At 73.4% G+C, this 12,000-nt stretch carries 10 protein-coding genes; 8 read left to right on the forward strand and 2 right to left on the reverse strand.

Translation table 11 applies throughout. The features are described from left to right. The 5 genes from infB to rodA all read left to right on the forward strand — a co-directional run. Positions 1-2,842, forward strand: a 2,842-nt coding sequence (gene infB, locus VIB11_RS13000) for a translation initiation factor IF-2 (protein ID WP_332031657.1), incomplete at its 5' end; no start/stop codon positions are given. A 152-nt stretch (positions 2,843-2,994) separates the two neighbouring features. Beyond that, on the forward strand, positions 2,995-3,489 hold the full coding sequence (rbfA, locus tag VIB11_RS13005) for a 30S ribosome-binding factor RbfA (protein WP_332031658.1): 495 nt from the start codon (positions 2,995-2,997) through the stop codon (positions 3,487-3,489). Continuing rightward, positions 3,476-4,384: a tRNA pseudouridine(55) synthase TruB gene (truB, locus tag VIB11_RS13010; RefSeq protein ID WP_332031659.1), complete on the forward strand. Its 909-nt coding sequence runs from the start codon at positions 3,476-3,478 to the stop codon at positions 4,382-4,384. The genes rbfA and truB overlap by 14 nt, the downstream gene beginning before the upstream one ends. A gap of 60 nt (positions 4,385-4,444) precedes the next feature. Then, positions 4,445-5,413 (forward strand): bifunctional riboflavin kinase/FAD synthetase, encoded by a 969-nt coding sequence (locus VIB11_RS13015; protein ID WP_332031660.1) that lies wholly within the window; start codon positions 4,445-4,447, stop codon positions 5,411-5,413. Further along, on the forward strand, positions 5,377-6,546 hold the full coding sequence (gene rodA / locus VIB11_RS13020; protein ID WP_332031661.1) for a rod shape-determining protein RodA: 1,170 nt from the start codon (positions 5,377-5,379) through the stop codon (positions 6,544-6,546). The genes VIB11_RS13015 and rodA overlap by 37 nt, the downstream gene beginning before the upstream one ends. Positions 6,547-6,600: 54 nt before the next feature. Here the strand turns inward: rodA and VIB11_RS13025 are convergent, their stop codons facing one another. Continuing rightward, the gene (locus VIB11_RS13025) at positions 6,601-7,323 is read right to left on the reverse strand and encodes an SDR family NAD(P)-dependent oxidoreductase (protein ID WP_332031662.1); all 723 of its coding nucleotides are present in this window, start codon (positions 7,321-7,323) and stop codon (positions 6,601-6,603) included. Between the two features lie 298 nt (positions 7,324-7,621). Between VIB11_RS13025 and VIB11_RS13030 the strand changes: the two genes are divergently transcribed. The 3 genes from VIB11_RS13030 (at position 7,622) to VIB11_RS13040 (ending at position 11,787) form a co-directional block, all read left to right on the forward strand. Next, complete coding sequence (locus VIB11_RS13030; protein WP_332031663.1) at positions 7,622-9,481, forward strand: long-chain fatty acid--CoA ligase; 1,860 nt, start codon at positions 7,622-7,624, stop codon at positions 9,479-9,481. A gap of 149 nt (positions 9,482-9,630) precedes the next feature. Then, a complete protein-coding gene (locus VIB11_RS13035; RefSeq protein WP_332031664.1) occupies positions 9,631-11,139 on the forward strand; it encodes a DNA-3-methyladenine glycosylase 2 family protein in 1,509 nt (502 codons plus the stop codon). Positions 11,140-11,151: 12 nt separating this feature from the next. Then, positions 11,152-11,787 (forward strand): methylated-DNA--[protein]-cysteine S-methyltransferase, encoded by a 636-nt coding sequence (locus VIB11_RS13040; RefSeq protein WP_332031665.1) that lies wholly within the window; start codon positions 11,152-11,154, stop codon positions 11,785-11,787. A 9-nt stretch (positions 11,788-11,796) separates the two neighbouring features. Here the strand turns inward: VIB11_RS13040 and VIB11_RS13045 are convergent. After that, positions 11,797-12,000: protein-L-isoaspartate O-methyltransferase family protein (locus VIB11_RS13045; RefSeq protein ID WP_414695831.1), on the reverse strand; the 204-nt coding region annotated here is incomplete at its 5' end.

Raw genomic sequence — 12,000 nt, forward strand, 5'->3', positions numbered from 1 at the left:
GCTCGGAGTAGAGAGCAAGACCCTGCTCAACCACCTCAAGGAGCAGGGCGAGTTCGTGCGCTCTGCCTCGTCCACCATCGAGCCGCCGGTCGTCCGCAAGATCAAGGAGACGTTCCCGGCAGAGCTCCGTGGTGGCGGCGACGGCAAGGCCGCGGAGGCCAAGCCCGCCGCCAAGCCCGCAGCCAGGAAGCCTGCGGCCCAGCCCGAGACCCCCGCTGCACCTCAGGCGCCGGCAGCCCCGGCCGCGAAGGCGCCCGAGGCTCCTGCGGCCGCGGCCGCCGCACCGTCCGCCCCGGCAGCCCCGGCCGCAAAGGCCAAGCCTGCTGGTCCGGGTGCGCCGACGCCCGGCCCGCGGCCGGCCCCGAAGGCCCCCGAAGCGCCGGCTGCCCGCGTGCAGTCCTCGCGTGACGAGGGCCGTCAGGGCCCCGGTGTGCCGCCGTCCCCCCGTCCCGGCACCGCTCCCCGCCCCGGCGGCGCGGCCCCGCGTCCCGGCGGTCCCCGCCCCGGCGCCCCGCGCCCGGGCAACAACCCGTTCGCCCCGAGCCAGGGCATGCGCACCGGCCGCGAGGGTGGCGGCCGCGAGGGCTCCCCGCGTCCCGGCAACAACCCGTTCGCGTCCAGCCAGGGGATGCCGCGTCCGCAGAGCCGCCCCGGTGGCGCTGCCGGCCCGCGTCCCGGTGGCACCGGTGCCGCCGGCCCCCGCCCGGGTGGCCCGCGTCCGAGCCCCGGCATGATGCCCGACCGCAGCGCGGTCGGTCGTCCCGGTGAGCGCCCGGCCCGCGGTGGCGGTCGTCCCGGCGGCGGCCCCGGTGGTCCCGGAGCCGGTCGTCCCGGTGGCGGTGGCGGCGGTGGTTTCGCCGGTCGTCCCGGTGGCGGTGGCTTCCGCGGTGGCGCCGGTCGTGGCTCGACCGCGGGTGCCTTCGGTCGCGGTGGCGGCCGTCCGGTCCGTGGCCGCAAGTCCAAGCGCGCGAAGCGCCAGGAGTTCGAGCAGATGCAGGCGCCGTCGCTCGGCGGCGTCAGCGTGCCCCGTGGCGACGGCTCGACCGTCATCCGGGTCCGCCGCGGCTCGTCGCTGACCGACTTCGCCGACAAGATCAACGCGAACCCCGCCTCGCTGGTCACCGTGCTGTTCCACCTCGGTGAGATGGCCACGGCCACGCAGTCCCTCGACGAGGACACCTTCAAGGTGCTCGGCGCCGAGCTCGGCTACGACATCCAGGTCGTCTCCCCGGAGGAGGAGGAGCGCGAGCTCTTCGACTCCTTCAACATCGACCTGGAGACGGGCATCGAGGGCGAGGAGGACGAAGACCTCGAGCCGCGTCCGCCGGTCGTGACCGTCATGGGTCACGTCGACCACGGAAAGACGCGCCTGCTCGACGCCATCCGCAACGAGGACGTCGCGGCGAGCGAGTCCGGTGGCATCACGCAGCACATCGGCGCCTACCAGGTGCACAAGGTGCACGAGGGCGTCGACCGGCCGATCACCTTCATCGACACCCCTGGTCACGAGGCGTTCACCGCCATGCGTGCCCGTGGTGCCAAGGTCACCGACATCGCGATCCTCGTCGTCGCCGCTGACGACGGCGTGATGCCGCAGACCATCGAGGCACTCAACCACGCCCAGGCGGCGGACGTCCCGATCGTCGTCGCGGTCAACAAGATCGACGTCGAGGGCGCGAACCCGGCGAAGGTCCGCCAGCAGCTGACCGAGTACAACCTCATCGCCGAGGAGTACGGCGGCGAGACGATGTTCGTCGACGTCTCGGCCAAGGCCGGCCAGAACATCGACAGCCTCCTCGAGGCGGTGCTGCTCACGGCCGACGCCGCGCTCGACCTGCGCGCCAACCCCGACCGCGACGCCCGCGGTGTCGCGATCGAGGCCAACCTCGACCGTGGCCGCGGTGCGACCGCGACGGTGCTGGTCCAGGCCGGCACCCTGCGGGTCGGCGACGCGATCGTCACCGGCAGCGCGTACGGCCGCGTCCGGGCCATGCTCGACGAGCACGGCAAGAACGTCGACGAGGCGGGCCCGTCCCGTCCGGTCCAGGTGCTCGGCCTGTCCTCGGTGCCCCGCGCCGGCGACACGTTCGTGGTGGCCCCGGACGACCGCACCGCCCGCCAGATCGCCGAGAAGCGCGAGGCGGCCGACCGCCAGGCCTCCCTGGCCAAGGCCCGCAAGCGCATCAGCCTCGAGGACCTCAACGAGGCCCTTGCGGCCGGCAAGGTCGAGACCCTCAACCTCATCCTCAAGGGTGACGTGTCGGGTTCGGTCGAGGCGCTCGAGGACGCCCTGCTCCAGATCGACGTGGGCGAGGAGGTCGACCTGCGGATCATCGACCGCGGCGTCGGCGCGATCACGATGAACAACATCAACCTCGCGATGGCCTCCGACGCGGTCATCATCGGCTACAACGTCCGGGCCGAGGGCCAGAACGCCGAGTACGCCGAGCGCGAGGGCGTCGAGATCCGGTACTACTCGGTGATCTACCAGGCCATCGAGGAGATCGAGGCCGCCCTGAAGGGCATGCTCAAGCCGGAGTTCGAGGAGGTCGAGCTCGGCACCGCCGAGATCCGCGAGATCTTCCGCAGCTCCAAGTTCGGCAACATCGCCGGCTCGATCGTCCGCAGCGGTGAGATCAAGCGCGGCACCAAGGCACGGATCACCCGCAACGGCGTCGTGGTGGCCGAGAACGTCGAGATCGCCGGCCTGCGCCGGTTCAAGGACGATGTCACCGAGGTCCGCGAGGGCTTCGAGTGCGGCATCAACCTCGGGTCGTACAACGACCTGCAGCTCGGCGACCTCATCTCCACCTATGAAATGAGGGAGAAGCCCCGCGCGTGATGCGGGTCCCACGCCCCGCGGGGGCGCACACCAGAGTGGGCCGGGGCATCACGCCCCGGCCCGCTCTGCGCGGGGCCGGCGGTGTCCGGTCCGCAGCCACCCAGCACGCTCCCGGTAGGGTGGATCGCTGATCACCACCGAGGAGGACACCCATGGCTGACGCAGGACGCGCCCGCAAGATCGCCGACCGGATCAAGGTCCTCATCGCCGCCAACGTCGAGCGGATCGTCAAGGACCCCGACCTCGGCTTCGTGACCATCACCGACGTGCGGGTCACCAACGACCTGCAGCAGGCGTCGGTCTTCTACACCGTGTTCGGCGACGAGGCACAGCGTGCCACCACGGCGGCGCTGCTCGAGAAGAACAAGGGCCGGCTGCGCTCGTTCGTCGGAGGGCAGATCGGCATCCGGCTGACGCCGAGCCTGGAGTTCTTCGCCGACGCGATCCCGGAGACGGCGGCCCACCTCGAGGACCTCCTCAAGGAGGCCCGCGAGCGCGATGCCGCCGTGGCGGCCGCCGCCGCCGAGGCGCAGTACGCCGGCGACGCCGACCCGTACAAGAAGGCCGAGGAGGCGGGCGAGGAACCGGACGACGTGGTCTGGGACACGGCGGACCTCGACGGCAACGACGCGGATGCCCGCACCTGACGGACTCCTGGTCGTCGACAAGCCGGCTGGCTGGACCAGCCACGACGTCGTCGGCCGGGCCCGGCGGATCTGCGGCACCCGCAAGGTCGGCCACGCGGGCACCCTCGACCCGATGGCGACGGGTGTGCTCGTGCTCGGCATCGGCCGGGCGACCCGGCTGCTGACGTTCCTCGTGGGCTGCGACAAGGAGTACACCGCCACGATCCGGCTCGGGCAGGGCACGGTCACCGACGACGCCGAGGGGGAGGTCACCGCCTCGACGCCCGCCGACGCGGTCACCGACGACAGGCTCCGCGCCGCCGTCGCCGTCCTCACCGGCGACATCAGCCAGGTGCCGAGCGCGGTGTCCGCGATCAAGATCAAGGGGGAGCGCTCCTACCACCGGGTCCGCGCGGGTGAGGACGTCGACCTGCCGGCCCGGCCGGTCACCGTCTCCCGCTTCGAGGTGCTCGCCACCCACCCGGCTCAGGCCGGCGGCACACCGGTGCTCGACGTCGACGTCGTCGTCGAGGTGAGCTCGGGCACGTATGTCCGCGCGCTCGCCCGCGACCTCGGCGCGGCGCTCGGGGTCGGGGGCCACCTGACGGCCCTGCGCCGCACCAGGGTCGGGGCCTTCACCCTCGGCCAGGCCCACGACCTCGACGCGCTCACGGCGGTCGCGGACCCTGAGCAGGTGCCCGTGGTCCCGCTTGCCGACGCCGCCAGGGGCGCGTTCGCGGCCCGCGAGCTGAGCGAGTCCGAGGCCACCGCGGTCGGCTACGGCCAGCGCGTCGCGTCCGCCGAGCCCGGCCGCGGGGAGCCGGTCGCGGCGTTCTCGCCCGATGGCCGGCTGGTGGCCATGCTCGACGAGTCAGGCGCCCGGGCGCGCGCGCACGTCGTCTTCGCCCCCAGCTGAGGCGAGCCACCTGACGGGTCGCGCGTCGTGTTCACCGCGGCGGGTTCGTAGAGTGTCCTCGTGCATCGCTGGACAGACCCCGCCCAGACCCCCGACGAGCTGCGCCCCTGCGTGGCGACGTTCGGCAACTTCGACGGGGTCCACCTCGGCCACAGGGCCGTCCTGACCCGCCTGGTCGCCGAGGGGAGCGAGCGCGGGCTGCCATCCGTGGCGGTGACCTTCGACCCGCACCCCGCGGCGCTGTTCCACCGCGAGAAGGGGCTGCCGCTCATCACCCCCGACGCCCAGCGCGACGAGCTCCTCGCCGACACGGGCATCGACGGCCTCCTCGTCCTCGACTTCACCCACGAGTTCGCCGAGCAGACCGCCGAGGAGTACATCCGGCACACCTTCGTCGAGACGCTCCAGGCACGGGCGATCGTCGTGGGCGAGGACACCCAGGGGTTCGGCCGCGGCTACACCGGCGACGTCGGCACGCTGCGCGAGCTGGGGGAGACCCTGGGCTTCGACGTGGTCGTCCTCGAGGACCTCGGCGACGAGGTCGACCCCCGCTGGTCCTCCTCGGCCGTGCGCCACCACCTCGCCGGCGGTGAGGTGGCCGACGCCGCCCGCATCCTCGGCCGGCCGCACAAGGTCGTGGGCACCGTCGTCCACGGCGCCCACCGCGGCCGCGACCTCGGCTACCCCACGGCCAACCTCAGCCAGGACGCGCTGGGGCTGGTGCCGTCCGACGGGGTCTACGCCGGCTGGCTGACCCGCCTCGACCTCGATCCGACCGACGTCGAGCGCACCCTCCCCGCGGCGATCTCGGTGGGCACCAACCCGACGTTCGACGGCACGGACCGGACCGTCGAGGCGTACGTCCTCGACCGGGACGACCTCGACCTCTATGACGAACGGGTGGCCGTCGAGTTCGTCGAGCACATCCGCCCGACGCTGCGCTTCGACTCCATCGAGGAGCTCCTGGCCGCCATGGCAGGGGACATCGAGCAGTGCCGCCGCGTCCTGAGCTCGATCGTCCCCTCCTGACGCCGCGGCGGAGGGGAGTCTGGGCGGCGGCGCCGTCCGGCACCTGGGCGCGCACCGACTGGGGCCTGCTGATCGGGGCGGCGGGGCTCTCCCTCGTCGGCGCGCTCCTGGTCTGGTCGGCGACCCGTCAGGACGCCGGCTCGGCCTACCTCTACCGTCACCTGCTCAACACGGGCCTGGGCATGGCGCTGGCCGCCGTGGTCACCCGCACCGGCCACCAGGCCCTGCGCGCCATCGCCCCGGCCCTCTACGGGCTCTCCGTGCTGGGCCTGGTCCTGGTGCTCACCCCGCTGGGCTCGACGGTCAACGGCTCGCACTCGTGGATCCTGCTCCCCGGCGGGTTCTCGGTGCAGCCCTCGGAGTTCGCCAAGGCCGCGCTCTGCGTCGGCCTGGCCATCGTCCTCGGTGAACGGTTGGACCGTGGGGCGCGCCCGGACCACCGCGACGTGGCGGTCGCCTGGCTCGCCGCTGCCCTGCCGGTCGGGCTGGTCATGCTGCAGCCCGACCTCGGGTCTGCGCTCGTGCTGGGAGCGCTGGCCTTCGGCGTCATCGCCCTGTCCGGTGCGCCCGCGCGGTGGCTCGCGGCGGCGGTGGCAGCCGTCACGGCCGCGGTGACCGTGGCCCTCACGACACCGGTGCTGAGCGACTACCAGCGGGACCGCCTCGTCGCCTTCGCCAACCCCCAGGCCGACCCTCAGGGCATCGGCTACCAGACCCGCCAGGTGCGCATCGCGATCGGCTCGGGTGGCTGGCAGGGCCAGGGGCTCTTCGAGGGCCGGCAGACGCAGGGCGGCTTCATCCCGTACCAGCAGACCGACTTCATCTTCTCGGTCGCAGGGGAGGAGCTCGGCTTCCTCGGGGCCGCCGGGGTGCTCCTGCTGCTCGGCTTCCTCATCGTGCGCACCGTGGTCGTCGCCGCCCGCGCCCGCGACGCCTTCGGCCGCCTGATGGCCCTCGGGGTGGCGGTGTGGTTCACGTTCCAGGTGTTCGAGAACGTCGGGATGAACCTCGGTCTGATGCCGGTGACGGGCCTCCCCCTGCCGTTCGTGTCCTACGGCGGGTCGTCGATGTTCGCCTGCTGGCTGGCCATCGGCCTGGTCAACAACGCCCACCTGTCAGCCCGGCGGCGCTAGGGCCCCGGCGGTGCGCGGAGGCCGGGTCATGGCCCGGACCCGCGCGAGTCCCGTTCACCAGCCCAGCGGCTGCCCGTCACGGAAGAAGCCTCCGGTGGGTCCGTCGTCAGGAAGGGTGGCCGCCCACACCACCCCGGCGGCGCCGTCGGCCACCGGCCGTGCACCCATGGCCTCGGCGCCGGGGTAGGTCGCGGTCAGACCCGGGCAGACCGCGTTGACGAGGATGCCGGTGCCCGCGAGCTCGGTGGCCAGGGTGGCGACCAGGGCTCCGACCGCTGCCTTGCTGATCCCGTAGCTGGCAGCCGCACCGCCACGCGCCGTGAGCCCGAAGGCGGGGTCGGCGTGTGAGCCGGCGCCGCTGCCGACGACGACGACCCGGGGGTGCGCACTCGCCCGCAGCAGCGGCAGCGCGGCCTGGGTCACCCGCCAGGTGCCGAAGAGGTTGGTGTCCAGCACCGCGCGGGCTGCGTCGAGGTCCGCGGTCGAGGCGGTCTCGGACCAGTCCACGAACGCCGCGGCGTTGTTGACGAGCACGTCGAGGCGGCCGGGGTCGGCCTCCACCTCCGCCATGGCCCGGGCCACCCCGTCCGGGCTGGTGGTGTCGAGGGCGAGGGGACGCACGGACCCTGCGACGGAGCCGGCGGCCTCCACTGCGGCCTCGGCCCGGCGGGCGCTGAGCAGGACCAGCCACCCCCGGGCAGCGAGCTGGCGGGCGACCTCGTGGCCGATGCCCCGAGCGGCCCCGGTGACGAGTGCGACGGGCTGGCTCTGCTCCATGTGCGCTCCCGTGGGTGCGGCGGTGCGTCCCCTCCACGGTAGGCCGCGCCGGGCCGGACCGCGCTGCCGGCGACGCCGGGCCGGACCGCCCTGCCGGCGACGTCGGGCCAGACCGCGCTGCCGGCGACGCCGGGCGCCCGGACGGCCCCCGGCGAAAACCGACGTGGACGGACCCTCGCGCCGGCGGCATACGGGATGGGATCGTGAAAACGGTGGTGTTTGGGGCGATTGCTGCGCTTCTCACCCACTGGCATGGCACGATCCCCGCAAAGGCACCCCACAACGTGAGGAATGGTCAATGGCCCCCGCAGCCCCACAGATCACCCGGCCCGCTGAGGAGCGGGTCAAGACCCCCGTGATCGAGAACCGCGCGCCCAGCGTCGGGCACCTCTTCCGCGACCGTGTGGAGCAGACCCCGAACGCCGAGGCCTTCCGCTTCGCCCGCGGTGACGAGTGGGTGAGCGTGACCTGGAGCGAGGTGCGGGAGGTCGCCTACCGCATGGCTGCCGGCCTCATCGCCCTCGGCATCGGCCCGGAGGACCGCGTCGCCGTCGCGTCGTCCACGCGCTACGAATGGGCGCTCGCCGACCTCTCCGTCATGTGCGCCGGCGGGGCGACGACGACGATCTACCCGACGACGATGTCGACCGACGTCGCCTTCATCCTGTCCAACTCCGACTGCCGGGTCGTCTTCGCCGAGGACGACGCCCAGGTCGCGAAGCTGCGCGAGCGCCGGGCCGACATCCCCGCGGTGACGCGCATCGTGACCTTCGACGGCTCGGGCGACGGCGACTGGGTCATCAGCCTGGCCGACCTCGAGAAGCTCGGCACCGACCTGCTGGCCACCAACCCGAGCGCTGTGGACGACAGGATCGACGCCCTCACCCCCGAGCGGCTCGCCACGATCATCTACACCTCGGGCACCACCGGCCGTCCCAAGGGCGTGCGCCTGACCCACGACGCGTGGACCTACGAGGCCGCCGCCGTCGACGCGATCGACATCCTGCACCCCGACGACCTGCAGTACCTCTGGCTGCCGCTCGCCCACGTCTTCGGGAAGGTCCTGCTCACCCTGCCGCTGCAGATGGGCTTCCCGACGGCCATCGACGGCCGGATCGACAAGATCGTCGACAACCTCGCCGTCGTGAAGCCGACCTTCATGGGCGCCGCCCCGCGCATCTTCGAGAAGGCCTACGGCCGGATCACGATGATGGTCGCGGAGGAGGGCGGCGTGAAGGCCAAGCTCTTCGCGTGGGCGATCGGCGTCGGCCGTGAGGTCGCCGAGATGCGCGCCCGCGGGCAGGAGCCGACCGGCATGCTCGCCCGCAAGTTCGCCCTCGCCGACAAGCTGGTGCTGCACAAGGTGCGGGCCCGGTTCGGCGGTCGCGTGCGGTTCTTCATCTCCGGCTCGGCGGCGCTGAACAAGGACGTCGCGAAGTGGTTCGAGTCGGTCGGGCTGCTGATCCTCGAGGGCTACGGCCTGACCGAGACCAGTGCCGCGTCGTTCGTGAACCGCCCCCACGCCAACAGCTTCGGGACGGTCGGCTGGGCCCTACCGGGCACGGAGGTCCGGATCGCCGAGGACGGCGAGGTCCTGCTGCGCGGCCCCGGTGTGATGGAGAGCTACCACGAGAACCCCGAGGCCACCGCCGAGACCAAGGACGAGGACGGCTGGCTGCACACCGGCGACATCGGCAAGATCGACGAGCGCGGCTTCCTGAGGATCACCGACCGGAAGAAGGACTTCTTCAAGACCTCGGGGGGCAAGTACGTCGCCCCGTCGGTCATCGAGTCGATGTTCAAGGGCATCTGCCCGTTCGTCAGCCAGTTCCTCGTGCACGGTGCCGACCGCAACTTCGTCTCCGCGCTGGTGACCCTCGACCCCGACTCCATCCAGGGCTGGGCCGCCAACCACGGCATGGAGGGCAAGAGCTACGCCGAGATCGTGACCTCGAAGGAGGCCCACGACATGGTGCAGGTCTACATCGACCGGCTCAACGCCAACCTCAACCGTTGGGAGACCATCAAGAAGTTCACCATCCTCGACCACGACCTGACCGTCGAGGCCGGTGAGCTCACGCCGAGCATGAAGCTGCGGCGCAAGGAGGTCAACGACCGCTACCGCGGCGCGCTCGACGCGCACTACGCGCAGAGCTGACCTGACGCAGCGGCCCCGGGCGCCCCGACACCCCTGGTGGGTGGCGGGGCGCTGCCGCGCCCGGGCCGGGTATGCCGCGTGGCCGGGCCTCGAGGACGATGTCGGATTCCTGCGAGTATCTGTCGGCGGGACGGGGCAGACTGGGCCGCATGCACCACGACGCCGAGGCCTGTGTGCGGGCGGTCCAGGCCAAGGACGCCCGGTTCGACGGGTGGTTCTTCACCGCCGTGCTGACCACCGGCATCTACTGCCGGCCGAGCTGCCCGGTGGTGCCGCCCAAGCCGGAGAACATGCAGTTCTACCCCAGCGCTGCCGCCGCGCAGCTCGCCGGCTTCCGCGCCTGCAAGCGCTGCCGCCCCGACGCCACACCGGGGTCCCCGCAGTGGTGCACGCGGGCCGACGTGACGGCCCGGGCGATGCGCCTCATCGCCGACGGCGTCGTCGACCGCGAGGGGGTGGGCGGGCTGGCCCGACGCCTCGGCTACAGCACACGGCAGGTGGAGCGGCTGGTGACCGCCGAGCTCGGGGCCGGGCCACTGGCGCTCGCCCGGGCCCAGCGGGCCCAGACGGCGCGCACCCTGATCGAGTCCACGACCCTGCCCATGACCGACGTGGCCTTCGCTGCCGGCTTCGCGAGCCTGCGCTCGTTCAACGCCACGGTCTCCGAGGTGTTCGCCCTCACCCCCAGCGAGCTGCGCCGCCGTGCCGGTGGAGGTCGGCGAGGGCGAGGTCTGCCCGTGGACGGCACCTGGCACCACGTCGCGCTGCGCCTGCCGTTCCGGCGGCCGCTGCACCCGGACAGCCTCTTCGGGCACCTCGTGGAGACACGCGTGCCCGGCGTCGAGGAGTGGCGCGGTGGGGCCTTCCGCCGGGTGCTGCGGCTCGACCGCGGCCCGGGCATCGTGGCCCTGACCCCCGCGGCCGACCATGTGGCTGCCCGGCTCCGGCTCAGCGACCTGCGTGACCTCGGCAGCGCGGTGGCCCGGTGCCGTGCCCTGCTCGACCTCGACGCCGACCCGGTCGCGATCGACGCGCACCTGCGCGAGGACCCCCACCTGCGCCACCTGGTCGAGGCTGCCCCCGGCCGGCGGGTGCCTCGCACCGTCGACGCAGGGGAGCTCGCGCTTCGGGTCGTCCTCGGCCAGCAGGTCTCCACCGCCGCCGCCCGCACCCTGGCGGCCCGACTGGTGGCTGCCCACGGCACGCCGGTCACCGACCCGGAGGGTGGGCTCACCCACGCCTTCCCCTCCCCGGAGGCGGTCGCGGGCACCGATCCGCAGGCCCTTGCCATGCCGCACAGCCGGCGGCGGACGCTCGTCGCGCTCAGCACCGCCCTCGCTGCGGGGGAGGTCCGGCTCGGCCCCGGTGAGGACTGGGCCAAGGCGCGCGCGGACCTCGCCGCGCTGCCCGGGATCGGTCCGTGGTCGGTCGAGGTCGTGCTGATGCGCGGCCTCGGGGACCCTGATGCCTTCCCGGCCGGCGACCTCGGCGTGCGGGCCGGCCTGAGCTCGCTCGGGGTCGCCGGCGCCGCCGACACCCGACGGGCCCGGGAACGGTGGCGACCCTGGAGTGCCTACGCCGTGCAGCACCTCTGGGCCTCCGGCGACCACGCCGGGGCCCGCATGCCCCGCGACCCCGCCGACGAGCCCGCCGCCTGACAGGAGCCGCCCATGACCACCCCCACGAGCTCGGCGGCCCCCAGCTCAACCACCGCCACTGCGCCCAGCAGCTCCGCGGGCCCCACCGCTGCGGCCCCCACCGCTGCGGCCCCCACCGAGGCTGCTTCCACGAACGCCGCGGGCCCCCGCCGCCACCTCGTCCTGGTCGACACCCCCGTGGGCCCGCTCACCCTGGTCGCCGAGGGCGACGCGCTCGTCGGCGTGTGGATGGTGGACCAGCGCCACCACCCGGGCGACGCGTCCCACGGCCCGGCGGCCGACCCCGGGGACCCGGTCCTGGCCCTTGCGGCCGAGCAGCTGCGGCAGTACTTCGCGGGGGAGCGCACCACCTTCGACCTACCGCTCGCGCCCCGCGGCACCGAGTTCCAGCGGCGCGTGTGGCACGCCCTGCGGGAGATCCCCTACGGCGAGACGACGTCGTACGGCGAGCTCGCCCAGCGGCTGGGGAGCCCCGGTGCCTCCCGGGCGGTCGGCCTCGCCAACGGTCGCAACCCGATCGGCATCGTCATCCCGTGCCACCGGGTCGTCGGCTCGGCGGGGAGCCTGACCGGCTACGGCGGCGGGATCGAGCGCAAACGGCTGCTGCTCGACCTCGAGAGCCGCGTGGCCGGGCACCACCTCTTCTGAGTCGGCCGCTCAGCCGTCGCGGACCAGCGGGACGAAGCGGTAGTACCCCCGCTCGCGGACCTCCATGCCGGACGGTCCCTTCTCGGCGCGCACCATCCGCCCGCCGACCGGGGCGACCAGGACCCCGCCCGGGGCGAGCTGGTCGACCAGCTCCTGCGGCAGCACGTCGGCGTCCGCGGAGACGAGGATCCGGTCGTACGGCGCATGGTCCGG

The sequence above is a fragment of the Pedococcus sp. genome (assembly GCF_036554925.1).
In the GTDB taxonomy this organism is placed as follows: domain Bacteria; phylum Actinomycetota; class Actinomycetes; order Actinomycetales; family Dermatophilaceae; genus Pedococcus_A.

Coding starts and splice junctions, on each gene's coding strand:
- VIB11_RS13025 (WP_332031662.1), bottom strand. CDS start 7,323: ATGGAGCAGAGCCAGCCCGTCGCACTCGTCACCGGGGCCGCTCGGGGC.
- rbfA (WP_332031658.1), top strand. CDS start 2,995: ATGGCTGACGCAGGACGCGCCCGCAAGATCGCCGACCGGATCAAGGTC.
- VIB11_RS13035 (WP_332031664.1), top strand. CDS start 9,631: ATGCACCACGACGCCGAGGCCTGTGTGCGGGCGGTCCAGGCCAAGGAC.
- truB (WP_332031659.1), top strand. CDS start 3,476: ATGCCCGCACCTGACGGACTCCTGGTCGTCGACAAGCCGGCTGGCTGG.
- VIB11_RS13030 (WP_332031663.1), top strand. CDS start 7,622: ATGGCCCCCGCAGCCCCACAGATCACCCGGCCCGCTGAGGAGCGGGTC.
- VIB11_RS13040 (WP_332031665.1), top strand. CDS start 11,152: ATGACCACCCCCACGAGCTCGGCGGCCCCCAGCTCAACCACCGCCACT.